The organism is Arthrobacter sp. MAHUQ-56, assembly GCF_019710585.1.
Classification (GTDB): Bacteria; Actinomycetota; Actinomycetes; order Actinomycetales; family Micrococcaceae; genus Arthrobacter.
Map to the genome: position 1 here is coordinate 19,153 of NZ_JAIFZQ010000004.1, position 26,319 is coordinate 45,471.

Annotated in this window: 24 protein-coding genes; 5 read left to right on the plus strand and 19 right to left on the minus strand. The window is 67.3% G+C overall.

The window, feature by feature from the left end; translation table 11 throughout:
- Positions 1-148: 148 nt before the first annotated feature.
- The 6 genes from K4G53_RS01725 to K4G53_RS01750 all read right to left on the minus strand — a co-directional run bounded on the left by K4G53_RS01725 (position 149) and on the right by K4G53_RS01750 (position 7,493).
- A complete protein-coding gene (locus tag K4G53_RS01725; protein WP_221383779.1) occupies positions 149-628 on the minus strand; it encodes a CinA family protein in 480 nt (159 codons plus the stop codon).
- Positions 625-1,284 carry a CDP-diacylglycerol--glycerol-3-phosphate 3-phosphatidyltransferase gene (gene pgsA / locus K4G53_RS01730; RefSeq protein ID WP_221383780.1) on the minus strand — a complete coding sequence of 220 codons (660 nt, stop codon included), beginning with the start codon at positions 1,282-1,284 and terminating at the stop codon, positions 625-627. Before pgsA ends, K4G53_RS01725 begins: the two co-directional genes overlap by 4 nt.
- Before the next feature lie 17 nt (positions 1,285-1,301).
- The gene (locus K4G53_RS01735) at positions 1,302-4,193 is read right to left on the minus strand and encodes a DNA translocase FtsK (RefSeq protein WP_221383781.1); all 2,892 of its coding nucleotides are present in this window, start codon (positions 4,191-4,193) and stop codon (positions 1,302-1,304) included.
- A gap of 140 nt (positions 4,194-4,333) precedes the next feature.
- On the minus strand, positions 4,334-6,025 hold the full coding sequence (locus K4G53_RS01740) for a ribonuclease J (RefSeq protein ID WP_221383782.1): 1,692 nt from the start codon (positions 6,023-6,025) through the stop codon (positions 4,334-4,336).
- 40 nt (positions 6,026-6,065) lie between these two features.
- A complete protein-coding gene (dapA, locus tag K4G53_RS01745) occupies positions 6,066-6,974 on the minus strand; it encodes a 4-hydroxy-tetrahydrodipicolinate synthase (RefSeq protein WP_221383783.1) in 909 nt (302 codons plus the stop codon).
- 234 nt (positions 6,975-7,208) lie between these two features.
- Positions 7,209-7,493, minus strand: coding sequence for a hypothetical protein (locus tag K4G53_RS01750; RefSeq protein ID WP_221383784.1), 285 nt, complete (start codon positions 7,491-7,493; stop codon positions 7,209-7,211).
- A gap of 590 nt (positions 7,494-8,083) precedes the next feature.
- Between K4G53_RS01750 and K4G53_RS01755 the strand changes: the two genes are divergently transcribed.
- On the plus strand, positions 8,084-9,319 hold the full coding sequence (locus K4G53_RS01755; protein WP_221383785.1) for a heparan-alpha-glucosaminide N-acetyltransferase domain-containing protein: 1,236 nt from the start codon (positions 8,084-8,086) through the stop codon (positions 9,317-9,319).
- Positions 9,320-9,376: 57 nt separating this feature from the next.
- On the opposite strand, the gene K4G53_RS01760 is transcribed toward K4G53_RS01755, so the two are convergent.
- The 8 genes from K4G53_RS01760 to K4G53_RS01795 form a co-directional block, all read right to left on the minus strand.
- The gene (locus K4G53_RS01760) at positions 9,377-10,396 is read right to left on the minus strand and encodes a TM2 domain-containing protein (RefSeq protein WP_260323036.1); all 1,020 of its coding nucleotides are present in this window, start codon (positions 10,394-10,396) and stop codon (positions 9,377-9,379) included.
- Between the two features lie 331 nt (positions 10,397-10,727).
- Positions 10,728-11,207: a hypothetical protein gene (locus K4G53_RS01765; protein ID WP_221383786.1), complete on the minus strand. Its 480-nt coding sequence runs from the start codon at positions 11,205-11,207 to the stop codon at positions 10,728-10,730.
- 3 nt (positions 11,208-11,210) lie between these two features.
- Positions 11,211-11,981 carry a 4-hydroxy-tetrahydrodipicolinate reductase gene (dapB, locus tag K4G53_RS01770; RefSeq protein ID WP_221383787.1) on the minus strand — a complete coding sequence of 257 codons (771 nt, stop codon included), beginning with the start codon at positions 11,979-11,981 and terminating at the stop codon, positions 11,211-11,213.
- Between the two features lie 111 nt (positions 11,982-12,092).
- Positions 12,093-12,569 carry a molybdenum cofactor biosynthesis protein MoaE gene (locus tag K4G53_RS01775; RefSeq protein ID WP_221383788.1) on the minus strand — a complete coding sequence of 159 codons (477 nt, stop codon included), beginning with the start codon at positions 12,567-12,569 and terminating at the stop codon, positions 12,093-12,095.
- Positions 12,559-13,089, minus strand: coding sequence for a MogA/MoaB family molybdenum cofactor biosynthesis protein (locus tag K4G53_RS01780; RefSeq protein WP_308287797.1), 531 nt, complete (start codon positions 13,087-13,089; stop codon positions 12,559-12,561). Before K4G53_RS01780 ends, K4G53_RS01775 begins: the two co-directional genes overlap by 11 nt.
- On the minus strand, positions 13,086-13,580 hold the full coding sequence (moaC, locus tag K4G53_RS01785) for a cyclic pyranopterin monophosphate synthase MoaC (protein ID WP_221383789.1): 495 nt from the start codon (positions 13,578-13,580) through the stop codon (positions 13,086-13,088). The genes K4G53_RS01780 and moaC overlap by 4 nt, the downstream gene beginning before the upstream one ends.
- Complete coding sequence (gene glp, locus K4G53_RS01790; RefSeq protein WP_221383790.1) at positions 13,568-14,818, minus strand: gephyrin-like molybdotransferase Glp; 1,251 nt, start codon at positions 14,816-14,818, stop codon at positions 13,568-13,570. The genes moaC and glp overlap by 13 nt, the downstream gene beginning before the upstream one ends.
- A gap of 23 nt (positions 14,819-14,841) precedes the next feature.
- Entirely contained in the window at positions 14,842-16,389 is a 1,548-nt protein-coding gene (locus tag K4G53_RS01795; RefSeq protein WP_221383791.1) for a molybdopterin-dependent oxidoreductase, read from the minus strand.
- A gap of 180 nt (positions 16,390-16,569) precedes the next feature.
- On the opposite strand from K4G53_RS01795, the gene moaA reads away from it, so the two are divergent.
- The 3 genes from moaA (at position 16,570) to K4G53_RS01810 (ending at position 19,603) form a co-directional block, all read left to right on the plus strand.
- Positions 16,570-17,697, plus strand: coding sequence for a GTP 3',8-cyclase MoaA (gene moaA / locus K4G53_RS01800; protein WP_221383792.1), 1,128 nt, complete (start codon positions 16,570-16,572; stop codon positions 17,695-17,697).
- Between the two features lie 7 nt (positions 17,698-17,704).
- Positions 17,705-17,971, plus strand: coding sequence for a MoaD/ThiS family protein (locus tag K4G53_RS01805; protein WP_221383793.1), 267 nt, complete (start codon positions 17,705-17,707; stop codon positions 17,969-17,971).
- A 63-nt stretch (positions 17,972-18,034) separates the two neighbouring features.
- Positions 18,035-19,603 carry an HNH endonuclease signature motif containing protein gene (locus K4G53_RS01810; protein WP_260323038.1) on the plus strand — a complete coding sequence of 523 codons (1,569 nt, stop codon included), beginning with the start codon at positions 18,035-18,037 and terminating at the stop codon, positions 19,601-19,603.
- Positions 19,604-19,714: 111 nt separating this feature from the next.
- On the opposite strand, the gene K4G53_RS01815 is transcribed toward K4G53_RS01810, so the two are convergent.
- Positions 19,715-20,839 (minus strand): helix-turn-helix transcriptional regulator, encoded by a 1,125-nt coding sequence (locus tag K4G53_RS01815; protein ID WP_221383794.1) that lies wholly within the window; start codon positions 20,837-20,839, stop codon positions 19,715-19,717.
- Between the two features lie 166 nt (positions 20,840-21,005).
- On the opposite strand from K4G53_RS01815, the gene K4G53_RS01820 reads away from it, so the two are divergent.
- Entirely contained in the window at positions 21,006-21,284 is a 279-nt protein-coding gene (locus K4G53_RS01820; RefSeq protein ID WP_221383795.1) for a hypothetical protein, read from the plus strand.
- Between the two features lie 10 nt (positions 21,285-21,294).
- On the opposite strand, the gene K4G53_RS01825 is transcribed toward K4G53_RS01820, so the two are convergent.
- The 4 genes from K4G53_RS01825 to rpsO form a co-directional block, all read right to left on the minus strand.
- A complete protein-coding gene (locus tag K4G53_RS01825) occupies positions 21,295-21,840 on the minus strand; it encodes a DUF1579 family protein (RefSeq protein WP_221383796.1) in 546 nt (181 codons plus the stop codon).
- A 96-nt stretch (positions 21,841-21,936) separates the two neighbouring features.
- The gene (locus K4G53_RS01830; protein WP_221383797.1) at positions 21,937-23,298 is read right to left on the minus strand and encodes a pitrilysin family protein; all 1,362 of its coding nucleotides are present in this window, start codon (positions 23,296-23,298) and stop codon (positions 21,937-21,939) included.
- Positions 23,299-23,412: 114 nt separating this feature from the next.
- Positions 23,413-25,671, minus strand: coding sequence for a polyribonucleotide nucleotidyltransferase (locus tag K4G53_RS01835; RefSeq protein ID WP_221384051.1), 2,259 nt, complete (start codon positions 25,669-25,671; stop codon positions 23,413-23,415).
- Between the two features lie 243 nt (positions 25,672-25,914).
- Positions 25,915-26,184 carry a 30S ribosomal protein S15 gene (gene rpsO, locus K4G53_RS01840; protein WP_221383798.1) on the minus strand — a complete coding sequence of 90 codons (270 nt, stop codon included), beginning with the start codon at positions 26,182-26,184 and terminating at the stop codon, positions 25,915-25,917.
- Positions 26,185-26,319 lie beyond the last annotated feature (135 nt).

Below are 26,319 nucleotides of genomic sequence, written 5' to 3' on the forward strand. Positions count from 1 at the left end.
TCATTGGTCAGGCCCGCCGTGGAGCGGACCGTCATGGTCATTTCATCCTAGGCGCCTCCGCTATCCGGAAGCGACACAATGTAATAACTAATCGGTACCGGCTTTTGTTCCCCACAACTTTACGCCCGGTAACTTGGCGGCGGAAACCTCAGGAGGACAAGGCTTCGAGGAGCCGCTCCAGGGCTGCCGCGCAGGCGCCGGCGCGGATGTCGGGCCGGCTGCCGGTAAAGGAGTACTCGAATCCTGTGGCCCCTGCGGCTGTTGCGATGCCGATGTATACGCGGCCCACGGGCTTTCCGTCATGCGCGTCCGGTCCGGCCACCCCGGTGGTGGCCACCCCGACGTCGGCACCAAGGGCGGTCCGCGCACCCGCGGCCATGGCGCTGGCCACGTCCGGGTCGACCGACCCTGCGCGTGCCAGCAGTTCGGCGGGGACGTGCAGGACGTTTTCCTTCACGGAGTTCTGGTAGGCTACTACCCCGCCCTGCAGCATGCCGGATGCGCCGGGAGTGTCAGCCAGCACGGCCGAGACCATCCCCGCCGTCAGGGATTCCGCGGTGGCCACTGTCAGCCGCGACTCCAGGGCCATCCGGACAGCCTGTGCTGCAAGATGGTGGAGGTTGCTCATGCCTGCTCCTGCCCTTTATCCGATCGTCCCGCGGCCGGTCCGGCCTGCCGTTTCCCCCTGGCGCGCAGCCGGAGCGCCTCAATGACGTATTCGACGCCGGTCCACAGCGTAATTGCCACCGCCGCCATCATCACGGCGAACGCGATCCAGGCCATCCACGGCGCGAACGCCCCCAAAGGCAGCAGGTACAGGAAGATCGCGGCAGTCTGCACAACGGTTTTGAGCTTGCCGCCCCGGGAAGCCGGGATGACGCCGTAACGGATCACGAAGAACCGCAAGGCCGTAATGCCCCACTCGCGGACCAGGATCACCAGGGTGGCCCACCATGGCAGCTCCCCCAGCAGGGAGAGCATCACCAGGGCGGAACCGATGAGGAGCTTGTCTGCGATGGGATCGGCGATCTTGCCGAAATCGGTGACGAGGTTGCGGCTCCTGGCGATGTCGCCGTCGAGCTTGTCCGTGTAGATGGCGACGGCGAACGCCAGCACCGCTGCCCAACGCCACGGGCCCGAGACGCTGTGCAGCCCGGGGGCATCGGCCACGAGGAACCATACGAAGAATGGAACCAGCGCGATGCGGATCATGGTCAGGACATTGGGAAGGTTCCAGACCCCGGCACGGCCCTGGCCGGCGGCGGTTGCATCGGTGCTAGTCACGGTTCTAGGCTACCGGGCTAGCGCCCGGTGAGGGACCAGGCGTCCTCGGAGCCGTCGTCGTCATCGCCATACCCGCCCGGAGCGGAATCAGAGCCGTCGTAATATTCGACGTTCTGCTTCCGCTTGTCGAGGTCTGCCGCCACGAGGTCCTCGGCGTAGCCGCCCTGGGCGATGTTCGCGTTGGCATTGTCGCTGAGCGCCGCTGTCTGGGAGTCCGGCGCCGCGGGGGCCTCCTGTCCCTTCATGGCGGCCAGGACGGCGGCGAGGTCGTCCGGCTTGACCAGTACGTCGCGGGCCTTGGAGCCCTCGGAGGGTCCCACCACGCCGCGCGACTCGAGCAGGTCCATGAGCCGGCCGGCCTTCGCGAACCCGACGCGGAGCTTGCGCTGCAGCATCGAAGTTGACCCGAACTGGGTGGTCACCACCAGCTCCGTAGCCTGCAGCAGCACCTCGAGGTCGTCGCCGATGTCGTCGTCGATCTGCTTCTTCTCCGCCTCGGGGGCGACGTCGTCGCGATAGACGGCCTGCAGCTGCCCCTTGACGTGCTCCACCACCTTGTGGATCTCGGACTCCGAGACCCAGGCGCCCTGGACGCGCATTGCCTTGGACGCACCCATTGGGAGGAAGAGCGCATCACCCTGGCCGATGAGCTTTTCGGCGCCGGGCTGGTCCAGGACAACACGGGAGTCCGTGACGGAGGACGTGGCGAAGGCCATGCGGGACGGCACGTTGGCCTTGATGAGGCCGGTGACCACGTCCACGGACGGTCGCTGGGTGGCAAGGACCAGGTGGATGCCGGCAGCACGGGCCAGCTGGGTGATGCGGACGATGGAATCTTCGACGTCGCGGGGGGCCACCATCATGAGGTCAGCGAGTTCGTCGACGATCACCAGCAGGTAGGGGTAGGGGCGGATCACCCGCTTGGAGTCCGGCGGCGGCTGGACCTTGCCCGCGCGGACTGCCTTGTTGAAGTCGTCGATGTGCTTGAAGCCGTAGTTGGCGAGGTCGTCATAGCGGGCGTCCATCTCGCGGACCACCCACTGCAGCGCCTCGGCAGCCTTCTTCGGGTTGGTGATGATCGGCGTGATCAGGTGCGGCACGCCTTCGTAGGCGGTGAGCTCCACCCGCTTGGGGTCCACCATGACCATGCGCACCTCGTCCGGGGTGGCGCGCATGAGGATGGAAGTGATCATGGAGTTCACGAAGGACGACTTACCGGCACCGGTGGCACCGGCCACCAGCAGGTGGGGCATCTTGGCCAGGTTGGCCACCACGTAGCCGCCTTCAACGTCCTTGCCCACGCCCATCACCATCGGATGGTCGGTGCGGCGTGCGTTCTGGCTGCGAAGCACATCGCCCAGGGAAACGGTCTCACGGTCCGTGTTGGGGATTTCGATGCCGATGGCAGATTTGCCGGGGATGGGGCTGAGGATCCGGACGTCACTGGATGCCACGGCGTAGGAAATGTTCTTGGACAGCGCCGTGACGCGCTCCACCTTGGTGCCGGGCGAGAGCTCGATCTCGTACCGGGTCACCGTGGGGCCGCGGCTGAAGCCGGTGACGGTGGCGTCGACGTTGAACTGCTGGAGGGTGTCAGTCAGGGCAGCGACGACTGCGTCGTTGGCTTCCGTGCGCTCCTTCGGGATGGACCCCGGGGTCAGGTAGTCCGAGGCGGGGAGGGTGTAGGTGACATCCCCCGCGAGGGACAACTGTTCGGTGCGCTGCGGGATGGGGACGGGCGGCGGTGCAGGCGCCACAGGGTTGGACGGAACGGTGGGAGCGGGGCCGGCGGGGCGTGCAGGAGCTGCAGCGCCGGGAATGACCAGAGGGATGGCCTCGGTTGCGTTCTCCGGAGACGGCTCCGCCTTGCCCAGGCCCTGGGCGGCCTTGATCTTTTCGACGGCGATCTCCGCCTGGGTGGGACGCCGGACGCCGGGGGCTGGCCGGGCAGGCTCGCGCTCGTCGTCGTCAATAACGGCGTGCTCAAAGGCTTCATCGCCCACGTAGCCGTCCAGGCCGGCGTCGGGCTCCTCGTCCTTGCCGAAGAGCTTGCGCTTCTTCTTCTTCGGCGCGGCCGGCTGGGTCCGCTCCAGGTAGCTGCGGTCATGGACATCACCGGGCTGGTCCTGCTCCATCAGGTCGATGCCCATAAGGTGCTCGTACGCACCGCGAAGCCGGCGCGGGATTGCGGTAAACGGGGTTGCCGTGATGATGAGCAGCGACACGAAGGCGAGCAGCGCGTACAGCACCACCGGCACGGCCGGGTGGATGGCGGCAAGCGGCGTGGCGGCGAGGAAGCCGAGCATGCCGCCGGCCTGCCGGAGCCCGTCGAAGCCCTGCGCAACGGTCGGCTGCCCGCCGAGGACATGGGCCAGGCCGCACCCGGCGAAGGTCATGATCAGGAAGCCAATGCCCACCCTGTTGTTGCCCCTGCCATCCTCGGGCCGGCGGAAGAGCCGGAAGGCGCAGACGAAGAGCATGAGCGGAAGCAGGAGGGAGATCCAGCCGAAAGTGCCGTTCACAACCGCGTACACGGCGTCCGGGAACCATCCGGTCAGGCCCCACCAGGCGAAGGTGGCAATGAAGGTCCCCAGCGCAAGGTTGAACAGGGCTGCACCGTCGCGGCGCTCTTCCGGGGGCAGGTCGCTGACGTCATGGCCAATGCGGCGCACTCCCCCGCCCACCAGGTGTCCCAGTCCCAGCCACGCTCCGCCCACCACGCGGAGCAGCCAGGGCTGGTGGTGTTCGACGGCGGGGAGCTGGCGGGTGCGTGCGGTGCTGGACGAGCCGCTGCCTCGTCCGGACCTGCCGGAGGTGGAGCCGGTTCCGCGGCCTGTGGAGCTGCCGGACTTGGTGCCCGAACCGCCCCTGCCGGTACCTTTGGGCGCGGAAGTAGTGCGTGTGGCCATGGTTCCACGCTACCGGAACAAGGCTCCCATTCCCGGGATATCGGAGTTCCCCGGCCAGCCCGCGGGGATGCGCGAAGGGCCCGGCTCCTGGGAACCGGGCCCTTCGAAGGACAGCATGCCAACGGTGGCGGGAATGCCCGTCAGGCTTCGAGGACCACCGGGATGATCATGGGCTTGCGGCGGAGCTTCCGGTTGACCCAGGTGCCTACGACCCGGCGGACCACCTGCTGGAGCTGGTGGCTGGTGTGGTCGGCGTGGTTCTGGACTGCTTCCTCCAGGGCCGCGTTGATCTTGGGGATGATGTCATCGAAGACCGAATCGTCCTCGGCGACGCCGCGGGCGTGGATTTCCGGACCGGACACCACCTTGCCGGTGGCGCGGTGGATGACCGTGATGATGGAGATGAAGCCTTCGTCGCCCAGGATGCGGCGGTCCTTGAGGTCGGCATCGGTGATCTCGCCCACGCTTGAGCCGTCCACGTAGACGAAGCCCACCTCCACCTGGCCCACGATGTCTGCCTGGTGGTCGCGAAGGTCGATGACGGTGCCGTTGTCCGCGAGGATGACACTGGCTTCCGGCACGCCGGACTCGATGGCAATCTTGCCGTTGGCAATCAGGTGGCGGGTTTCGCCGTGCACGGGCATGGCGTTGAGGGGCTCGAGGATGTTGTAGCAGTAGAGCAGTTCCCCGGCGGCCGCGTGGCCGGAAACGTGGACCTTGGCGTTGCCCTTGTGGATGACGTCGGCACCGAGCTTGAGGAGGCCGTTAATGATCCGGAACACCGCGTTCTCGTTGCCCGGGATGAGGCTGGAGGCCAGGATGACGGTGTCACCGTCGCCCACCACCACACGGTGGTCGCCGTTCGCCATCCGGGAGAGGGCTGCCATCGGCTCACCCTGGGAGCCGGTGGACATGAGCACCACGCGGTTGTCGGGGAGGTTGTCGATGTTCTTGATGTCGACGATGAGTCCGGCCGGGACGTCAAGGTAGCCCAGTTTTTCCGCGATCGCCATGTTGCGGACCATGGACCGGCCCACGAAGGCCACCTTGCGGTTGTGCTTGGCGGCGGCATCCAGGACCTGCTGGACGCGGTGCACGTGCGAGGAGAAGGACGCCACAATGATGCGTTTGGTGGCCTGCCCGAACAGCCTCTCGAGGGTGGGGCCGATTTCCTTTTCCGCCGTGGTGAAGCCGGGAACGTCCGCATTGGTGGAGTCGGACATGAACAGGTCCACGCCCTCTTCCCCCAGCTTCGCGAAGTGCCGCAGGTCGGTGATCCGGCCATCCAGCGGGAGCTGGTCCATCTTGAAGTCGCCCGTGTGCAGGACCGTGCCGCCTGCGGTGCGGATGAATACGGCCAGGGCATCGGGAATGGAGTGGTTGACGGCAACGAACTCGCATTCGAAGGGGCCGAACTTCTCCACCTGGCCCTCTTCCACGGTCAGCGTGTAGGGCCGGATGCGGTGCTCCTGCAGCTTCGCCTCGATCAGGGCAAGGGTCAGCTGCGAGCCCACCAGCGGGATGTCGTTGCGCAGGCGCAAAAGGTACGGCACAGCGCCGATGTGGTCCTCGTGGCCGTGGGTCAGGACCACGGCCACGACGTCGTCCAGCCGGTTCTCGATGTAGGAGAAGTCCGGAAGGATCAGGTCAACGCCGGGCTGGGTTTCCTCGGGAAAGAGGACGCCGCAGTCCACGATCAGCAGTTTGCCGTCGATTTCGAACACGGCCATGTTCCGGCCGATCTCCCCCAGCCCGCCGAGCGGGACAATCCGAAGCGTGCCCTGCGGCAGGCGTGGAGGGGTGACAAGGCCGGTGAGGGCAGTTTGGGTCATATTGCACTACTTTCCAGGCGGAAGGGCGCCGGTCTTAGCCTCAGGAGAAGACCAGCCCCGCCTCCGCCAAATCCCCGCGGATGGTTTCGATCTCGGTTTCGTCCGGCTCCACGAGGGGCAAACGGACAATCGAGTTGGGCAGGACTCCCTGCCATTTAAGTATCTGCTTTGCCGCCACGGCACCCTGGACCCGGGTCATGGTCGCGCGGACCACCGGCTGGAGCTCGAAGTTGATCTTGCGCGCGGTACCGAGGTCGTTGGCATTGACGGCGTCGATGAGTTCGCGGAAGCGGCGGGTGGCCACGTGCGTGGTGACGCCCACCAGGCCGACGGCGCCCAGCGCCATCCAGGGCAGGGTGAGTCCGTCGTCTCCCGAGTAGAAGAGGAGGTCGGTTTCGGCCATGACGCGGGTGGCGGCGGTGAGGTCGGCCTTGGCGTCCTTGACGGCAACGATGTTGGGGTGCTGGGCCAGCCGGATCATGGTGTCGGGTTCGATCGGAATGGAGGACCGGCCGGGGATGTCGTACAGCATGACGGGGACGTCCACGGCGGAGGCGATGGTCTCGAAGTGGGCGCGGACGCCGGCCTGGCTGGGCTTGTTGTAGTAAGGGGTCACCAGGAGGAGACCGTCGACGCCGAGGGCTGCGGCCTGCCGGGACAGGTGGACCGAGTGCGCGGTGTCATTGGTGCCGGTGCCGGCGATGATGGCGGCGCGTCCGCCGACGGCGTCCTTGACCGCGCGGAACATACCGAGGTTCTCTTCATCCGTCAGGGTGGACGTTTCGCCGGTGGTGCCGGTGACCACCAGGCCGTCGCAGCCGTCGTCGACCAGCTTGGTGGCCAGCGCCGCCGCCTGGTCGTAATCCACCGCGCCGTCCTTGGTGAACGGCGTAACCATGGCGGTCAGGAGGGTACCGAGGGCAGGGATGTGCGCGGAAGAGTCAGCCATGGAAAAAACGTTACCCTGTCTCCCGCTGGTTAGGACAATGCCACGGGCGTGACGAGCGTCAAATCCTGCTCTTCCGGCCGCCGGCGCCGCCGTGGCCGCCGCGGGTTTTCCCACGGGCCGCGACAGGCATGGCCGCGTTTGCCCCGCCTGCCTGTGGGCCGCCGCCACCGGGATCCTGCCGCCCTTGCAGGGCTTCGTAGTGGAACACCCGGACCGCCGGAGGCGATGCCTGCGCTAAGGGCTTTCCGTCCGCGGCTCGGCCCCCGAATGGCAGTAACGGCCGACGGCAGCCTGCCGCAGGTCCTCAGCCCAGGAAACGAGGCGCTGGGCCGCCCTGACGTAGTGGAACAGCTCCACGGGAGTCAAAGCTTCGATGTCCGTCTCCGACAGGCGGCGGGCCAGCTCGGCTCCCTCAGGCTGGGCATCGAGGCTAATGCCTTCGTTTTCCCACTGGACGTCCGCCGCTGCCCGCCCGGCCACGAGCTGCCGGAACAGGTAGTCCACCACTCCGGGGCTCATGGCCTTGAGCAGACCACTGTCCCGGGCGCTCTCCGGAGCACGGTCCGGTGCACTGTCCTGAGCACCGTGCCAGGCACCGCTCCCCCGGTTTCCGGCCGCTGCTCCCACGGCGCCGGCGGAGGATTGGCCACCTGGGGTGCTTCCTGGGGGATGGCTTCCCGGCAGCCGGCCGCCCGCCTGCCGGGCCCCTGGCTGCCGGGCCCCTGCACCCCAGGCTTCCGGTTGCCCCGCGTCTAAGGCCCGGGCTTCCCTTTGCCGCGCTTCCATTCGCTGGGCTTCCATTCGCTGGGCTCCCGACTGCGCGGCTCCTCCGCGCGCGGGGCCTGCTTCCGCGTGCTCTGTTTCCGCGTGCTCTGCTTCCGCGTGTCCTGCTTGCCGGTCTCCCGGCCGTCGCTTGTCGGGTTGCATCGGGGCTGCGTGCGATGGCGTGAGCATGACGCCATCTTATTCGAACATATATTCGAATACAAGGCTTGGCGCCGGAGGCCGTGACCGCGGCAGTTCATGTGCCCAATGTTCCGGCGGCTGCGTGCGCTGCTGCACACTCCCCTTGACAGCAGGCGGCAAGCACGGTGTGAGACGATCTGCTCATGACGTCCCGCATCCCGGCCACCAGGTCCCGGAAGACCCCAGGCCGGCAGAAGCCGGGCCGCCTTCGAGGCATCGACGCTGCCCGCGGCCTCGCCCTGCTGGGCATGATGGCCACGCACCTGCTGCCCACGTTCGAGTCCAACCCCAGCCTCACCCCAACGTGGGTGGGCCTCGTCTTTTCCGGCCGCTCGGCCGCCCTGTTCGCGGTGCTGGCCGGTGTGGGACTGGCGCTGTCCACGGGGAAGCACGAGCCAGTGGAGGGCCGGGAACTCTCCGGCGCCCGACGCGGCGTGGCGCTGCGGGCCCTGGTGATCGCCGCCGTCGGACTTTCCCTGGGGGCATTGGAAGTCAACGTGGCCATCATCCTGGTCCACTATGCGGTGCTGTTCCTGTGCATCCTTCCGTTCCTGGGGCTGGGCGTGAAGCGCCTCTGTCTTTGGGCTGCCGGCTGGATCCTGGCGTCGCCGGTGCTGGCATACCTGCTGCGGCCATGGCTCCTTGCTTCCGAACCGCCGCTGAAGCTGGGCCATAATCCCTCCTGGGAAGACTTGTCCGTCCCATCGCAGCTGCTGGCAGACCTGTTCCTCACGGGCTACTACCCGGTGCTCCAGTGGCTGTCCTATCTGCTGGTGGGACTGGTGATCGGCCGCCTGGCGCTCACCAAGGCACTGGTCCCGGTCTTCCTTCTCGTGGCCGGGACAGTGGTGGCGATAGCGGCCAAGGCCCTGGGCGTCGCCGCGATGGAAAGCTGGGGCGGCCGCGGGGCGCTGGAGAAGGTCCTCAACTCACCGGGCTACCCGCTGGACAGCGTGCTGCAGGTGAACCTGACAGGACTGTCACAGGAGGGGTCGTGGTGGTGGCTGGCTTCCGCGGCACCGCATTCGGGCACCTCCCTTGACCTGCTGCATACCTCGGCCGTGGCAGCGGCCGTCATTGGTGCCTGCCTGCTCCTGGAGCGGCTTGCGGATTGGGTGGACCTGGACCTGCTGCTGCCGTTGAGGGGCGCCGGGGCAATGACGCTGACCCTGTACACCGTCCACGTCTGGGTGCTCTCGGGCTTCTACCTGAAGCCGCTGCCTGCCGGCTGGACGGAGGATGGGATGTACTTCGCCCAGGCCGCCGCTGCGATCCTTCTCGGCGTGGTATTCACCCGGCTGTCGTGGCGAGGCCCCCTGGAATGGGTGGGCCATGCGGCGAACCGGCTGGGCCGCGGCGGGGTCACGGCCCTGCGTTAGGTAACGACAGAACCCCGCGGGCCACCAGACAGCGCCGCGGGGTTCCGTCCTGACCGGTTACTGCGGAGTCAGGGTGAAGGCCGATGCTTCGTCGCCAAAGTCGTCGTTCACGACGACCTTGACAGGGCCCTTCTTGACGTCGAACGCAATGATTCCCTGGCGTGCGTCGCCGGCATTGACCTCTTCTGTGGGCAGGGCCCCCATGCCTTCGTCCAGGTAGATAAGTTCGCCCTCTTTGCCGTCCGCATCGTAGACGACGAAGTTCGACGGGGAGGACAGGCTGGTGCCGGTCACCGCCTCCCACGAAACCTTGATGGCCAGGAAGCCGCCGTTCTTTGGCTCCAAGTAGGACATCTCAGGAATCTCGGCCGTGTAGATGGAGTCCAGGACCCCTACCTTTACCGTGTTGCCTTCGGACACCGTGACCAGCAAGGAATTGGCGTCCGTGGCGGTTCCCGATGACGGCGCGGCTGCCTGTGAGGCAGATGGAACAGACGCAGGACCGGGGACATTCCGTCCCTCGAGGGCCTTGGCAGTGATGGTAAGGGTCAGGACAATGCTCAGGATTCCCACGATGATGCTGAGGAGCCACAGCACCCCGGTGATGATCCAAGCCTTCTTCTTGTTCTCCGGGTAGCCCTCCAGCGGGCGGCCGTCCTTGTCCCGGGTGTTTCCGGTCAAGGTCATGATGAGATCCACGATGGCCCAGATGCCTGCGCCGCCGGCCGTCAGCAGCTTGGCGACAGCGGAGCCGGTCTTGCCGAGGTAGAACCGGTCCGCCCCAAACGTACCCAGCAGAAGGGACAGGATCCAGGTGGTGACGAAGGACTTCCCCGGCCCGTCAGCATAGGGCATGTGCCCATAGGGACCGGGCTGGTATCCGCCCTGCTGTCCTTCCGGGAACTGCCCGCCAGAGCTGGACGGTGCAGGGTAGCCGGACGGTGCTGGGTAGCCAGACGGTGCAGGGTAGCCGGACGGTGCACCGGAGCCCGACGGTCCCGGATAAACCAACGGGGCAGGCGGAATCGGCGGAGCTGACGGGCCGTCCTGGGGCAGGTGCGGACTGGGGTGGCTCATGGATCTTCCTTTTGTGGATGTGTGAGGGTGGCAACTCAAGGAACGGGACGCGGCATGCGGCCGCGGCCCGCTACAAGGCGCGCCGGAGGTGGGAAGCGTGGAGCGGAGGCAGGGGTGGCTGACCGGAGGCTGGTGCAGAGTCAACACAGCCGGGCCACGTCCGTGGCGTGGAAGTTTCCAGTCCCATGCTTGCCCCCAAAGCTGGAAAGTATTTGTCCAACGACCTTACTATCCGGGATACAGAACTGCGATGGGCAGAAATACCCATCGCAGTTGGACAGTTGATGACCCGGCCGGCAACCCGGCCGGCCTGGCAGACAGCCGGGCCAGGTTACAGCTGGGAGGCCGTGGTGAAGAGCCGGACGGCGTCGCGCATGGACGCGCGGGCACGCTTGCGGTCACCGGCGGCGTCATAGGCGCAGCTCAACCGGAACCAGGACCGCCAGTCATCTGGAGCGGCCTCGGCTTCGGCACGGTACTTTTCGAATTCCGCGTCCGCGGCTGCCCGCACGATACGGCCACCGGGTGTGCGCGGCAGTTCGTCCACGGGCAGCCCGCCTTCGGCTTCGAGGACCTTGGCCATCTGTTCGGTCCGGGCGCCGAACAAGAGCTCGCGGATCAGGGCCCACGCGCCGATGACGGGCAGCACCAGGTAGGCGGCGCCGATGGCCTTGGCCGTCAGGTTGCTGTCACCCAGCAGCAGGACCGAGCGCTGGAAGGACACCACCAGGTAGAAGACCAGCAGCAGCGTCACTGCGCCCACCCAGATCTTGGTGCGGTTCCTCCGGAAACCGGAGAGGAGCGAGTCCACGGCCTAGAGCCCCAGGTCCAGGTAGCCGTCGAGGCCGACGGTGAGCCCGGGATGTGCCGCGACGTTGCGCACCCCCAGGAGCACGCCGGGCATGAAGGAAGCGCGGTCAAAGGAATCGTGGCGCAGGGTCAGCTGTTCCCCGGGACCGCCCAGCAGGACTTCCTGGTGGGCCACGAGGCCGCGGAGCCGCACGCTGTGGACGCGCACGCCGTCCACTTCGCAGCCGCGGGCTCCGGCGATTTCGCTGGTGGTGGCGTCCGGGCTGGGCGGCAGCGCTGCCGCAGCCCGCTCCGCCGCAATGAGCTGGGCAGTGCGCACGGCGGTGCCGGAGGGGGCGTCCACCTTGTCCGGGTGGTGCAGTTCGATGATTTCCACCGATTCGAAGTACTTGGATGCCTTGGCAGCGAAGGCCGAGGCCAACACCGAGCCCAGAGCGAAGTTGGGGGCAATCAGCACCCCCGTCTGCGGGTGCTGTGCGAGCAGGGATTCGAGCGCGGACAGCCTGCCCGCGTCCCAGCCGGTGGTGCCCACCACGGCGTGAATCCCGTGCTCGACGGCGAAGCGGACGTTTTCTTCGGTGCTTTCGGGCACCGTCAGGTCCACCACGTACTGGGCGCCGGCGGCTGCCACCTGGTCCAGCGAGTCACCCCGCCCCAAGGCTGCGACGAGCTTCATGTCGGGCGCGGCGTCGACGGCCTTGACGGCCTCGGCGCCCATGCGTCCATTGGCGCCCAGGACGGCCACCAGTTTGGGTGCGGAGTGTTGTTCGGTCATGCCGTTAAGCCTACCGGCGAGGCCGCCCCGTGCAGGAACCGGGCCGCGTGCGTTACCTCGCAGGAAGCAGCCGGATAACCTACGGATATCCGTACGTTTTACGGCGAGCCCTCAGCCGCCTGCGCCGACCCATTCCACGGTCCCGTCGGAGAAGAACTGTTCCTTCCAGATGGGGACCTGCTCCTTGATCCGGTCCACCAGCTCGGAGCAGACAGCGAAGGCCTGGCCCCGGTGCGCGGCAGAAACAGCGCACACAAGCGCGGGATCACCGATTTCCAGCACCCCGATCCTGTGCGCCGCCCAGATCCGGACCGGCTGCTGCACGGCATCCCCGCCGTTGTCCCCGGCAGCGTTCTGCTCGGCAACAAGCCGCGCGACGACGTCGGCCATCACCTGGTGCGCCGTGGGGTGCGCACTGTAACTGAGCCGCTGAACTGCCTTGCCGCCGTCGTGGTTGCGGACCACGCCGCTGAAGCTGACCACCGCGCCGGCGGTATCGCTCTCCACGGCGGCGATCGCCTGGTCAACGGAGATGGGCTCCGCGCTCAGGACGGCGGATACCACCTCGAATGCTGCTTCAGTGCCCATGTCCGCCTTCCAGCTGGTCGCAGAGGTGCCCGATCACCGGGTCCAGGACAGTCAGTCCGTCCATGACCCCTTTCGGTGAACCGGGCAGATTCACTATAAAGGTTTGTCCGGCTGCGCCTGCAAAGCCCCGGCTCAGTGCTGCCAGGGGCGTCTTGGCGGCGCCGGCGCGCCGGATGGCTTCCATGATCCCCGGGATTTCCCGGTCGAGGAAGGGAAGGGTGACGTCCGGGGTCCGGTCATCGGGGCTCAGGCCCGTGCCTCCGCTGGTGATGACGACGGCGGGACGCTGGGTCAGGAGCGCCCGGATGGCGCCTGCCACGGGCTCCCCGTCGGGAACCACCATCGGCGGGAAGACGTCGAAGCCGTGCTCGGTCAGCCAGTCGGCGATGACGGGGCCGGTCTCGTCGTCGTAGATCCCCGCCGCGGCGCGGGTGGAGGCGATCACGATGCCGGCCTTGCGCCCCTGCACGTCGCCGTGCCGGTGCGGTTCCGGGACATCCAGGATTCCAGGGTTGGTCACAGTGCCCAGTCCCCGCTCTTGCCGCCGCTCTTGGCCAGCACCAGGATGTCCGTTACGACCGCGTGCTTGTCCACGGCCTTGATCATGTCATAGACGCTCAGAGCCGCCACCGAGGCGGCGGTCAGGGCTTCCATCTCAACGCCTGTGACCCCCCGTGTCTTGACGCTGGCCTTGATGGTGACCGCGGACGGGCCGAGGTCAAAGTCGACGGTGACTTTCGAGATGGGCAGCGGGTGGCAGAGCGGGATCAGTTCCGGAGTCTTCTTGGCGGCCATGATGCCGGCCACGCGGGCAACTGCCAGGGCATCACCCTTGGGAAGGCCGCCGGTACCAAGGAGTTCCATCACCTCGGCGGTGGTGTGGACGGTGGCGGTGGCTGTGGCTTCCCGCGTTGTCTCTGCCTTGGCGGAGACGTCCACCATCTGGGCGCTGCCGTCCTGGCGCAGGTGCGTCAAGGCTGCCGGTGTCTGTTCTGAATTCACAGCATCCATACTTCCACCTCATCCCCTGCGGCGAGCGCAGAGACGCCTTCGGGGACGTGGACCAGGACGTTCGAGCCTGCGAGCGCGTGCATCAGGTGCGAGCTTTCGCCGCCTTCCAGGTGCACGGTGCCGTCCGCGCGCAGGCTGCCGCGGCGGACCTGGTGCTTCTGCCCTGGCGAGGTGAGTGCCTGGCCCAGGCGGGCGCGGAGCGGCAGCCTGGGCGCCGGTGCCCCCAGCAGTGTTGCCAGGGCCGGCCGGAGGAACATTTCGAAGGACACCAGGCAGCTGACCGGGTTGCCTGGAAAGCCCAGGAAAGGGACGCCGTCAAACGTTCCCATCCCCTGCGGTCCGCCCGGCTGCATGGCCACGTGCAGGAATTCCACGGCCTGGTCCGCCATCGCCTGGCGCACCACCTCGTAGGCGCCTTTGCTGACTCCGCCCGTGGTGACGATCAGGTCGACTCCCTGGCCTTTGGAACGCAGCAGGTTCCGCAGTTCGTCCGGGTTGTCCGTGGAGATCCCGGCGCGCCTCACAGCCAGGCCTGCCTGCCGCATGGCCGCTTCCAGCAGGGTGCCGTTGGCGTCGTAGATCCTGCCCGGCTCCAACGTATGTCCAGGTTCCACCACCTCGTCCCCGGTGGCCACGAGCAGGACGGCCGGGGCCCGGTATACCTCGACGTCCGGGATGCCGAGCGCGGCGAGCAGCCCCAGCTGCGCCGGGCCCAGGAACGTCCCGGCGGCCAGCGCCCGCTCCCCCAAGGGGATGTCGCTGCCGTCGGCGCGCACGTAGGTTCCGGCCTGCACGGCGGGCAGCTTCACGGAGGCTCCGTACCCCGCGTCCACAAAGTGGTCCGGCGCGGCGCGTTCAATGGGTACGACGGCGTCGGCCCCCGCCGGGATCATGGCACCGGTCATGATGGGAGCGGCCGTCCCGGGCTCCAGGGGCTGCGGACGCGACCCTGCAGGAACCGGGGGCATGATGCGAAGGTCCGCGCCGCCGTCGGGAATGTCCCCGGAACGGACGGCATAGCCGTCCATCTGGGAGTTGGCGAAGGGCGGCAGGCTGACCGGCGCGGTTATGTCCCGCACCAGGCCCCGGCCCAGTGCCTGGCTCAGCGGAAGTGTTTCGGTGCGGTCCGCAGCCCGGACCGCGTGGAGGAGGTCCACGACGGCGGCGGCATGATCCGCAACGGAGCGTGCATGCCCTGCTGCGGGCTGGGCATGGCCGTGCTGGGGATGGCTGGTCATGGGTACGCCTTCGGTCGCTGCCTTCAGGATTTCACGTCCACTCTAACCGTGTGGAATCCAGTGGCCCCGTCAGGGGCCGGCGGCCGTTGCGTTTCATCCTGGACGATGCCCCGCAGGTCGGTGGCCCGGACCTGGACCTCGTACTGCCCCGGGGTGAGGTCTGCGCCCAGCTTCCACTGGTACCAGGTGTCATGTGAAATGCCGGGGGCCAGCTCCGCCGCGCGCCACGGTCCCCGGTTGATCCGCAGTTCCACTTTCCCTATGCCCGTGTGCTGTGCCCAGGCCACGCCGGCGAAAACAACGGTTCCGGCGCTGACCGGGCGTCCGCTGCGGGGCACGTCGATCCGCGACGAGGTCTTGACGGGGCCGCGCTCGGACCAGCCGCGGGGAGTCCAGTAGCCCGCGTCGTCGGCGAACCTGGTGACCTTGAGCTCCGTGACCCATTTGGTGGCCGACACGTACCCGTACAGGCCCGGGACCACCAAGCGGACAGGGAACCCGTGCTCAAGCGGCAGCGGTTCGCCGTTCATGCCGACGGCGAGCAGGGCGTCCCGGCCTTCGTCCGCCAGGACGTCCAGCGGTGTGCCGGCGGTCCAGCCGTCGGCGCTGCCGGAGAGCACCATGTCCGCCCCTTCACGCGGACGGGCCTGGGCGAGCAGTCCGCGGACCGGCCAGCCCAGCCAGCGGGCGTTCCCGATCAGATCCCCGCCCACGGCGTTGGAGACGCAGGCGATGGTGATGTGCCGCTCCACCAGTGGTTTGGCCAGGAGTTCGGCGAGGTTCAGTTCCACCTCCCGGTCCACCATCCCGGTCACCTTCAGTGTCCATTGGTCCGGGTTGACCGAGGGAACGGACAAGGCTGTGTCGATCCGGTAGAAATCCCGGTTCGGGGTGACCAGTGGCTGCGTTCCGGGTACGCCCGCTTCTGCACCTGTTGGGATGTCCGGCGCCGGTGACGCGGCGGCGGGCAGTCTGAGGCGGGCCCTGGCTTCGCTGACGGCGACCGCGGCACCGCGCCATATCAGGGCGGCTGCCCCGCCCAGGGCGGATGCGGCACACGTCACGGCAAGGGCCTGCAGGAAGCTGCGGCGCGGCTGGCTCCCCGGGACGGGCTCCGCCTCGCGCGCCTGCAGCCTACGGATCAGGAACCGCAGCAGGAAGGCGGCGACGAGCGCGGCCACCACCGGGAGCGTCAAGGCGGCCGGGGTTGCCTGGGCGCGGGTCAGAACGGCGGCAGCACCGGCGAGGCCGAACAGCCCTGACAGTGCCACGCCGGCAAACCGGCGGCGATCCTCCAGCATGCCGGCCAGCCCGGCCAGCGCGGCGATGACCAGCGCCATGCCGGCCAGGAGCGCTGCCTTGTCAGCAGTGCCGAAAAGCGAAATGGCCCAGTCCTTGAGGCCCGGCGGGACGGCGTCGATGACGGCACCGCCAACGGCTGTCAGTGGCGACAGTGAGGGGCTGGCAAAACCGGCCAGCAGCTCCCCTGCCACCACGCCGCCGGCAATGGCTGCGATGCCGGCGGCGGCTGCCAGGCCTCCATGCCTCGTTGGCGCTGCCTCTTGCCGCATGCGACTGTCCGTTCGCTCCCCAAGGCCCGCTCCGCCGTCGTGCGTTGCGCTGGCCGGGGACTCCACCTCCAGCTTAGTTTGGCCGGCAGTCCCATGCGCCGTCCCTTTCCCAGCGGTCCACCGGCGACTCGGAAGGGTCACGACTGTGATGCGTGGCTCATCGTGGCGTAGCCTGAATTCATGAGTGTCCAGCTAGGCATGCCGCAGCCAAGGCAGGAGGCAGCGCCGACGCTGCCCGCCGTTCCCCCCAGCCGGCCTGCGGACGCGCCTGCCGGACTGACGGACCGGTACGGCCGCCGCGCCACGGACATGCGCCTGTCGCTGACGGACAAATGCAATCTCCGCTGCACGTACTGCATGCCCGCGGAGGGCCTTGAGTGGCTCGCAAAGCAGGCCGTCATGTCGGCAGAAGAAATCATGCGGATTGTCCGTGTGGGCGTGGAGCAGTTGGGGGTCCGTGAACTCCGGCTCACCGGCGGCGAGCCGCTGGTCAGGCACGACCTGGTGGATATCATCGCCGCCCTGCGCCGGAACCACCCGGACCTGCCGATTTCGATGACTACCAACGGGGTTGGTTTGGCCAAGAAGGCCGCGGCGCTCAAGGCGGCCGGCCTGACCCGGATCAACGTGTCGCTGGACTCCCTGCACGAGGAAACGTTCACCAAACTGACCCGGCGGCCCTTCCTGGACCAGGTCCTGGCCGGCGTGGACGCCGCATGGGCAGCAGGGCTGGGCCCCGTGAAGCTCAATGCGGTGCTGATGCGCGGCATCAACGACGCCGAGTCGCCGCAGCTGCTGGCATGGGCCCTGGAACGCGGCTACGAACTCCGCTTCATCGAACAGATGCCGCTGGATGCCGACCACGGCTGGACCCGCCGGAACATGATCACCGCGGCCGAGATCCGCGAACTGCTCTCCCGGGACTTCGTCCTGAGTCCCGACCGCCGGGCCCGTGACGGCGCACCCGCGGAACGTTTTGAAGTACGACGGCGGCCGGCGGGTTCTGCGGAGCCGGACGGTCCCGTGCTGGGAACCGTGGGGATTATTGCCTCAGTCACCGAGCCGTTTTGCTCGGACTGCCGCCGCACCAGGATCACTGCCGAGGGCAAGATCATGAGCTGCCTGTTTTCCCGGGAGGAATTCGACCTGCTGGGCCTGCTGCGTTCAGGGGCCGGGGACGACGAACTGGCCCGGCGGTGGCAGGATGCCATGTGGATCAAACCAAAAGCCCACGGCATGGACCACGTGGGCCTTGACGCTCCGGACTTCGTCCAGCCGGACCGCAGCATGAGCGCCATCGGGGGCTGACAAGACAATGCAAGTACGTTACTTCGCTGCCGCACGCGCCGCCGCCGGTTTCGAGGAAGAGAAGTTCGACCTGCCCGAAGGGGCCACCGTGGCCGACCTCCTGCAGGCAGTACTTGCCGTGGAGCGGCCGGAGCCGCCGGCCGGCACCCCGCCCCTGGCGAGGATCCTCGCCCGCAGCAGCTTCCTGTTGAATGAAGTGGCCGTCCGCGATCACGCGACCGTGCTGGGTGCCGACGACGTGGTGGATGTGCTGCCTCCGTTCGCCGGCGGGTAGGACTTTCCCGCCTCGGGGAGCCGCCCCGCTTTGAATGTCAGTGCCTCGTTGGATGATGTTCGTATGGGAATCAGCAGCGGCGCAGTGAGCGGTTCAGGGGCGGGAATGGAGGGTGTTCATGCCTCTGTTGCTGCCCTTGACGCGCTGTTCCTGGAGGAGGCTGCGCTTGCTTCCGCTGGCGCTGCTGATGGTCACGGTGCTGGCTCCGGTGTGGATGTGTTGCAGCGGCAGTACGGGATCCGGCTGGAGCGGCTGGCCGGGTATTCGAAGCTGGAGTCAATGATTGCCGCCGCTAAAGCGCAGGACGCGGCCGACTGCATCGCGATCCAGCAGGCCATGACCCCGCCGGAGGCGTCCATGCAGGAGCGCACCTACGCTGAGATGTCCGTGGTGGAGGAGATCGCCGGGGTCCTGACCATCAGCTCCGCCTCGGCCGGCGCTTTCATCCACCAGGCGCAGCAGGTCTGCTCGCTGCCGCCCGTCATGAACGCACTGGCCGCCGGGGCCATCTCGTGGCAGCACGCGAAGGTGATCGTGGATGAAACCGAAGGCCTCAGCCCTGCCGGGGCAGCCTTGTTGGTGGCGCACTTCTTCGACCCCCACGCCCCGAACCCTGCCCGCGGCGCCGCACCCGGCGAACTCGTCCCGTCCCGGTTCCGGGCCAAGGCCCGTACCTGGCGGGAACGCCACCACCCCGAATCGATCGAGACCCGCCACACCAAAGGAGCCGCCGACCGGCGGATGGAATACCGGCCCGACCGGGACGGCATGGCCCGGGTGACGCTCTACCTCCCCGGCGACACCGCCTCCGCGATCTGGAACCGCACGACGGCCACCGCCCGCGGCCTGCAGGGCCCCGACGAACCGAGGACTATCTCCCAGCTCCGCCCCGACATCGCCGCCGGCCTGCTCCTCGGCGCCGGAAGCTCTCCCCACTCGGGCAACACAGACCCCGGCAAGGTCCCCGTCCCGCGGGCGGATGTGCTGGTGATGGTTCCGGTGTTATCCCTCCTTGGCGTCACCGACGAACCCGCCATCCTCGACGGCCACGGACCGATCCCCGCCTCGATGGCACGGCGGCTGGTCGCAGACGGGGCGGAGTCGTTCTACCGCGTCCTGGTCGACCCCCGCGACGGCGCACCCCTGGAGATCGGGCGCAGAAGCTACCGGCTCCCCGAGACAATCAAACGCTGGATCAGGATGCGGGACGGCAAGTGCACCTTCCCCGGCTGCACCAACCGCACCCCCGACAACGACACCGACCACCTCACCGCCTGGCACAACGGCGGCGAAACCGGCGCTTCCAACCTGGGACAACTCTGCCCGAAACACCACCGCCTCAAACACCACAGCGGCTGGACCCCCACCCCCGCCACCAACAACAAACCACCAGGCTGGACCTCACCCACCAGCCGCCACTACAACCCCGAACAACCCGACCCCGAACCAACCCACTGGCCTCATGGTGCACTGCCCCTTAACATCAATCCGCCACCCGAAGAACCACCCGGCGGCAACTTGCTCGACCCCGATGACCTCTGCCCCGCAGACCCGCTCTGGGACGATTTTTATGCAAAGCCCTTTGTCCTGCCGCCCGACCCCCAGACGGACTGGCGCCTGCTGCTGACGTAAAGGCCTTGGCAGCAGCAGGTTAAGACCGGAGTTGCCGCGCGGAGTCCGTGGGGAGTCGCAGCGGTGGCTTGCAGTGCGTGGAGGGCCGGTGCCATTGGCAGAAGCACCCGGCTATTGCGTCCTGGGACGAGTCCCCAGGGCCATGGCAAGCAGGGCTGCGCGGCTGTGGACTCCGCAGGTCTGGAAAATTTGCTTGAACTGGTCCTGCACCGTGTACACCGTCACGTTATGGGCCTCGGCCATGGCCGCCGTGTCCACCCCTGCCGCGGCCAGCCGAAGAAGCTCCCCTTGCCGGGGCGTGAGGCCATATGCCCGGGCAAAGAGGTCGAGCCGTTCAGGAGCGGAACAGGCCTGGATGGTCACTGCCAGGGGTGGGGTCGAACCAGGCATCCCGGACGCCATGCGACTCGCCCGGAGGGACGCCCAGTGCCCCGCCCCGACATGGACCCGGCACTCCGCAAAGTGGGTATCAACGCCGGCCTCCCTGGCCATCAGTTGGGCAGCCACGTTCAGAACTTCAGCAGGAACATGCTGATGCGGGAACGGTCCGGGCTGCAGCAACTGCAGCCATTCGTCCACGGATGCGGTTTGGCCTGCTATCGCCAGTTCTTCGTCCAGGGTCAGGACGGCCTGCTCTGGAAGGTCCGGCCGCACGGCTGCAGGCTCCGAATTCGGTCCGGGTGCCGGCAAATTGCGGAACTCCCTGGCAGCTGCGCCGCGCAGCGCGGGCGTTAGTGCCTCTGCGACCCGGCCAAGATAGCCAATCTCGTGGTCGGAAAAAGCGCCGGTGACACGGCCCGAGGCGCCTGTCCGCCACAGATCGAGCCATGCCCAGCAACCGTATTTGTCCGCGAACACGGCTGACAGCACGTCGCGGACGCCGTAGCGCTGCAGTAATCCATTCCAGACGGGGCTCTGTGAAGGGTCTCCTTGTGCCGCCCGCATAAGGGTGGTTGCCGGAGGCGAAGCATGCATCAGGGAGGTCCACCGGCCCGGTCCGGAAAGGTACTTGAGGCGGATAAGGCGCGGCAGCTCCTGCGGGCAGGGAATCCTGGCCCGCGGCGCCATCCCGACAGCCGTCCGTGGATCGCAGAGGGGCCACACAAAGGCATCGAAGGCCAGCATCCTGCCAAGTTCGGCGAGCACTGCTCCGCGCAGAACCTTGTGGTCCAGGTCCGAGCCTGCAAGGAGCCGGATGCGCTCCAGGCTTCGATCTTCAGCCCAGCCCTTGGTCATGTCCCCAGTATGCTCCCGCACCGGTCTCCAACCGCAGGATCATCACTGCAAAGGCAAGCAACCCAGATTTCTGGGATACCGGCCGCAGGCGCAGCGGTCTACCTTGGCAGCGTGGGAAGTCCCAGGGCTGGGGCAACCCGGGAAGAGAAAGCGAGGAGGAGCGGGCATGTACACCCTGCAGATAGAACACAGCATCACGGACTTCGACACCTGGAAGGCGGCCTTCGACCGGGATCCGGTTGGCAGGGCAGCTTCCGGCGTGCTCACGCACCGGATTGGCCGTCCGGTGGGCGAGCCACACTACATCGTGGTGGAACTGGACTTCGCACACCTCGCCCAGGCGGAGCGGTTGTTGATGAACCTGCGGACCAAGGTTTGGCGTTCCCCCGCGAATGCTCCCGCCCTCGCTGGCACACCGACCACCCGCATCATTGAAACGCAGTGAGCCCAAACCGTCAGGCGCGGCGGAAGACTGACCGCATGAACGGCCTGTAGGCCGGGTACTTTCCGTCGGCATCCGCACGTGGCCCGGCATCGGCGTCGGACGTGCCCGCTGAGCGCAGCTCAGTCACGTGCTGCAGGACGCCGCCCTCAACGCTGATGGCATGGCGGGTCCAGCCTGCGCCGCTTTGCCGCTCGACCCGGATGACGCCGCCGTGCCAGGTGCACCGCGCGGCGGCAGCGGGAGATGCGTCTGTGCTGTCGACGTAGTACCAGAGCACGTCCTTGCGGACGGGGTCGATGCTGAAGATGCCATGTCCTTCAAAGTGCCTGCCGTCGGCCTCCACGTGCCGGTAGCTCTGCACCACCCCGAAGCCGCCAGCCAGGGGGCTGTAGGACACCTCAGCGTCCACGCTGCGCTCCGGCCCCCACGGACCGGCCGCCAGGAGGGTGGTCCCGCGCCAGTGACCGATCAATTCTGTCAAGGCGGGATGGCCGGCGGCAGGCGCGCCAACGTCGTCGTGAACCTCCCAGCCGCCTCCCGGTGCGGATCCCTGCACGGTACTCCCCTCACCCCGGCACGCTGGAAACAGCGCCGGATGGGGTTATCTTAAACCCGCGGTACCGCCCGTGTCCGGGGAACCACAGTGCTGCGGCTACACGGGTACCCGGGCTGGGAACCCGAAGGTTTCCGACTCCTCGAACGGGCCTACGACAGTGACGGTGCGCGGCGCGGCGGCAAGCTCGGCCGCGAGCTCCTGCACCTGCTCTGCGGTGACCGCCTTGATGAGGCGCAGGGTCTCGTCGATGTCCTGGTACTCGCCTGAGACGAGCTCGGCACGGCCCAGCCGGGACATCCGGGACCCGGTGTCCTCAAGCGCCAGTACGATCCCGCCGCCGAGCTGGCCCACCGCCTTGCGGAGTTCGTCCTCGGATATGCCGTGCTCTGCCAGTTTGTCCAGCTCGACCGCCAGCAGGTCCAGCACCTGCCGCACCTTGGACGGCGTGCAGCCGGCGTACATGCCGAAGTAGCCGGCGTCGGCGTAGGAGGATGCGAAGGAGTAGGTGGAGTACACCAGGCCACGCTTCTCGCGGATCTCCTGGAACAGCCTGGAAGACATGCCGCCGCCCAGGACCGCATTCAGGACACTCATCACGTAGCGCCGTTCGTCCGTGGCCACGATGGTGGGGCATCCCATGATGATGTTCGCCTGCTCCACGGCACGCTTGACCACGTGAAGGCCCGCCGTTCCTGTGATCAGCGCACGTTCGGTGGAGCGGCGCTTCACCGGGGCAGCGTCGGCTTCAAGCGACCACCCGGCGGACTCAAGGGCATCAACCACAAGCCCGCAGACGACGTCGTGGTCCAGCCCGCCAGCCGCGGTGATGACCAGTTCCTCCGGTTTGTAGTACCGGCGGTAGTGCTCCCACACCGAGTCGCGGGCCACGGCCTTGATCGCGGCGGGAGTACCGCCGATGGGCCGGCCCAGGGGGTGGCTGCCCAGGACAGCGGCAACAAAATGCTCGTGGGCGACGTCCGTGGGGTCATCGCTGTCCATGGCGATTTCCTCGAGGATGACGTCGCGCTCCTGCTCCATCTCGTCCGGATCCAGCACGGCGCCGGTGATCATGTCCGCGATGACATCGATGGCCATGGGCAGGTCGGTGTCCAGGACGCGGGCAAAGTAGCAGGTGCTTTCCTTGGCCGTGGCGGCGTTGGATTCTCCACCCACTTCGTCAAATGCGGAGGCGATCTCCAGCGCCGTACGCCGCTTGGTCCCCTTGAACAGGAGGTGCTCCAGGAAGTGGGTGGAACCGTGCTGGCCGGGGGCCTCGTCGCGGGACCCCACGCCAACCCAGAACCCGATCGTGGCCGACCGCTGGCCCGGCATCGCCTCGGTCAGTACCCGCACTCCCCCGGGCAGCACGGACCGGCGCACCTCGGACCCTCCGTCGGAGCCGTGGACCAGGGTGTCACCGGCGTGGTTCTGCTCAAGCGGCAGGGGTACAACAGTCATGAAGGCCTTTCAAAGGGGGCAGCCGGATCTGGCTGCCATCGTAACAGCGGCGGGGCCGGTGGATCATCCACCGGCCCCGCCGATTCAGTGCTATGCAGGAAGTCCGGAAACTGCCTAGGCCTCGGAGCCTTCAGCGGGCTCCGAAGCGTGGGCACGCTCGGTGTCGCCGGCGGCCTCGTCCTCGGCTACCACCGGGGCGAGGGAGAGCTTGCCGCGGTCATCGATCTTGGTGATTTCCACCTGGATCTTCTGGCCGACCGAGACGACGTCATCGACGTTGTCCACGCGCTTGCCGTTGGCGAGCTTCCGCAGTTCGGAGATGTGCAGGAGGCCGTCCTTGCCCGGGGTCAGCGACACGAAGGCACCGAAGGTGGTGGTCTTGACGACCGTACCCAGGTAGCGCTCGCCGATTTCCGGGACCTGCGGGTTCGCGATGGCGTTGATGGCGGAGCGTGCTGCTTCTGCAGACGGACCGTTGGTAGCGCCAATGTAGACCGTGCCGTCGTCCTCGATGGAGATGTCGGCGCCGGTGTCTTCCTGGATCTGGTTGATCATCTTGCCCTTGGGGCCGATGACCTCGCCGATCTTGTCCACGGGGATCTTCACGGCGATGACGCGCGGAGCGAACTCGGAGAGCTCGTCCGGGGTGTCGATGGCCGAGTTGATGACCTCGAGGATGTGCAGGCGGGCTTCGCGGGCCTGCTTCAGGGCTGCCGCCAGGACCGAGGCGGGGATGCCGTCCAGCTTGGTGTCCAGCTGGATGGCGGTGACGAACTCGGAGGTACCGGCAACCTTGAAGTCCATGTCACCGAAGGCATCTTCGGCGCCGAGGATGTCGGTCAGTGCCGCGTAGCGGGTCTGGCCGTCAACCTGGTCGGAGACCAGGCCCATGGCGATGCCGGCGACGGCGGCCTTCAGGGGCACACCGGCGTTCAGCATGGACAGGGTGGAGGCGCAGACGGAACCCATCGACGTCGAACCGTTGGAACCGAGGGCCTCGGATACCTGGCGGATGGCGTAGGGGAATTCCTCGCGGGACGGCAGGACCGGCACCAGAGCGCGCTCGGCCAGGGCGCCGTGGCCGATTTCGCGGCGCTTGGGCGAGCCCACGCGGCCGGTTTCACCGGTGGAGTACGGCGGGAAGTTGTAGTTGTGCATGTAGCGCTTGGTCTTCACCGGCGACAGCGAGTCGATCTGCTGTTCCATCTTCAGCATGTTCAGCGTGGTGACACCCATGATCTGGGTCTCGCCGCGCTCGAAGATGGCGGAGCCGTGGACGCGGGGAAGGACCTCGACCTCGGCGGTGAGCTGGCGGATATCCGTCAGGCCACGGCCGTCGATGCGGACCTGGTCCTTGAGGATGCGCTGGCGCACCACGTGCTTGGTGACCGAGCGGAACGCTGCGGACAGCTCCTTCTCGCGGCCTTCGAACTGGCCGGCAAGGTCGGCGAGGACCTCGTCCTTCAGGGCGTCAGAGGCGTTGTCGCGTTCCTGCTTGTCGGCGATTTGGAAGACAGCAGCCAGTTTCTCCGCGGCAGCGGACTCGACGGCGGCGTAAGCGTCGTCCTCGTAGTCCAGGAAGACCGGGAATTCGACGGTGGGCTTGGCCGCACGGGCAGCCAGGTCAGCCTGGGCGTCGCAGAGTGCCTTGATGAACGGTTTGGCAGCCTCGAGGCCTTCGGCAACGACTTCCTCGGTGGGGGCCGTGGCACCCTGTTCCTTGATGAGGTTCCAGGAGTTGTCGGTTGCTTCGGCTTCGACCATCATGATGGCGACGTCGTCACCGGCCACGCGGCCGGCCACCACCATGTTGAACACCGAGTTCTCCAGCTGGGAGTGCTTGGGGAACGCAACCCACTGGGAGCCGTTTTCGTCGGCGACCAGGGCAACGCGGACGCCACCGATGGGGCCGGAGAACGGCAGCCCGGAGAGCTGGGTGGACATGGAGGAAGCGTTGATGGCTACCACGTCGTAGAGCTCGTCCGGGTTGATGGCCAGGACGGTCACCACGATCTGGACCTCGTTGCGCAGGCCCTTGATGAAGGCGGGGCGCAGCGGACGGTCCATCAGGCGGCAGGCCAGGATGGCTTCGGTGGACGGGCGGCCTTCGCGGCGGAAGAACGAGCCCGGGATGCGGCCGGCGGCGTACATGCGCTCTTCGACGTCGACCGTCAGCGGGAAGAAGTCGAAGCCCTCACGCGGGTGCTTGCCGGCGGTGGTGGCGGACAGCAGGGCGGTGTCATCGTCGATGTACACCATGGCAGCGCCTGCTGCCTGCTTGGCGAGGCGGCCGGTTTCGAAGCGGATGACCCGCTTGCCGAAACGGCCATTGTCAATGACTGCCTCTGAGAACTGGATTTCGGGACCCTCCAAGAGAGTCACCTCCGTTTCTGTTTCACGGAAGTCCAGCCGCATCAACCCAGCCCAGCATCTGTCTACTGGCCCTGCACCCGGTCATCGATCGAGACCCACGGGCCGCCGGCTTCAGTCGCTGAAGCCGTTCCCGGGGATCACTACCGAGGACCGCGAATGCGTGATGCGGTTGATCCTCCTGTTTAGTTTTTCTTTTGGAAAGGGCGGCCCATTCCATGGTGGAAGGGCCGCCCCAAAGCCAGACTAGCGGCGCAGGCCGAGGCGCTCGATGAGCGAACGGTAGCGGGCGATGTCGGTCTTCTTGAGGTAGCTCAGCATACGCTTGCGACGACCAACCATGGCCAGCAGACCGCGCTGGGTGTGGAAGTCGTGCTTGTGCTCCTTCATGTGCTCAGTCAGATCCTTGATCCGCTGGGTCAGAACGGCAACCTGGACCTCGGGCGAACCGGTGTCGCCTTCCCCGGTTGCGTATTCCTTGATGATGGACTGCTTTACAGCGGCGTCAAGTGCCACAATTACTCCTTGGGAATGTGCCGTGCGGGCCCGGTCGGAAACTCACCGCCGGGTCTGCCGCCTGCGTCCAGGACCGGTACACCGGATCTGGCCATGGGCAACAGGACCCAGCCGCCACGGACTGCAGCCGGATCC

Excerpts from the sequence above, each read along its gene's own strand:
- K4G53_RS01725 (WP_221383779.1), bottom strand. The coding sequence starts at position 628 with ATGAGCAACCTCCACCATCTTGCAGCACAGGCTGTCCGGATGGCCCTG.
- K4G53_RS01735 (WP_221383781.1), bottom strand. The coding sequence starts at position 4,193 with ATGGCCACACGCACTACTTCCGCGCCCAAAGGTACCGGCAGGGGCGGT.
- K4G53_RS01740 (WP_221383782.1), bottom strand. The coding sequence starts at position 6,025 with ATGACCCAAACTGCCCTCACCGGCCTTGTCACCCCTCCACGCCTGCCG.
- dapA (WP_221383783.1), bottom strand. The coding sequence starts at position 6,974 with ATGGCTGACTCTTCCGCGCACATCCCTGCCCTCGGTACCCTCCTGACC.
- K4G53_RS01750 (WP_221383784.1), bottom strand. The coding sequence starts at position 7,493 with ATGAGCCCCGGAGTGGTGGACTACCTGTTCCGGCAGCTCGTGGCCGGG.
- K4G53_RS01755 (WP_221383785.1), top strand. The coding sequence starts at position 8,084 with ATGACGTCCCGCATCCCGGCCACCAGGTCCCGGAAGACCCCAGGCCGG.
- K4G53_RS01760 (WP_260323036.1), bottom strand. The coding sequence starts at position 10,396 with ATGAGCCACCCCAGTCCGCACCTGCCCCAGGACGGCCCGTCAGCTCCG.
- dapB (WP_221383787.1), bottom strand. The coding sequence starts at position 11,981 with ATGACCGAACAACACTCCGCACCCAAACTGGTGGCCGTCCTGGGCGCC.
- K4G53_RS01775 (WP_221383788.1), bottom strand. The coding sequence starts at position 12,569 with ATGGGCACTGAAGCAGCATTCGAGGTGGTATCCGCCGTCCTGAGCGCG.
- moaC (WP_221383789.1), bottom strand. The coding sequence starts at position 13,580 with ATGGATGCTGTGAATTCAGAACAGACACCGGCAGCCTTGACGCACCTG.
- glp (WP_221383790.1), bottom strand. The coding sequence starts at position 14,818 with ATGACCAGCCATCCCCAGCACGGCCATGCCCAGCCCGCAGCAGGGCAT.
- K4G53_RS01795 (WP_221383791.1), bottom strand. The coding sequence starts at position 16,389 with ATGCGGCAAGAGGCAGCGCCAACGAGGCATGGAGGCCTGGCAGCCGCC.
- moaA (WP_221383792.1), top strand. The coding sequence starts at position 16,570 with ATGAGTGTCCAGCTAGGCATGCCGCAGCCAAGGCAGGAGGCAGCGCCG.
- K4G53_RS01805 (WP_221383793.1), top strand. The coding sequence starts at position 17,705 with ATGCAAGTACGTTACTTCGCTGCCGCACGCGCCGCCGCCGGTTTCGAG.
- K4G53_RS01810 (WP_260323038.1), top strand. The coding sequence starts at position 18,035 with ATGGGAATCAGCAGCGGCGCAGTGAGCGGTTCAGGGGCGGGAATGGAG.
- K4G53_RS01815 (WP_221383794.1), bottom strand. The coding sequence starts at position 20,839 with ATGACCAAGGGCTGGGCTGAAGATCGAAGCCTGGAGCGCATCCGGCTC.
- K4G53_RS01820 (WP_221383795.1), top strand. The coding sequence starts at position 21,006 with ATGTACACCCTGCAGATAGAACACAGCATCACGGACTTCGACACCTGG.
- K4G53_RS01830 (WP_221383797.1), bottom strand. The coding sequence starts at position 23,298 with ATGACTGTTGTACCCCTGCCGCTTGAGCAGAACCACGCCGGTGACACC.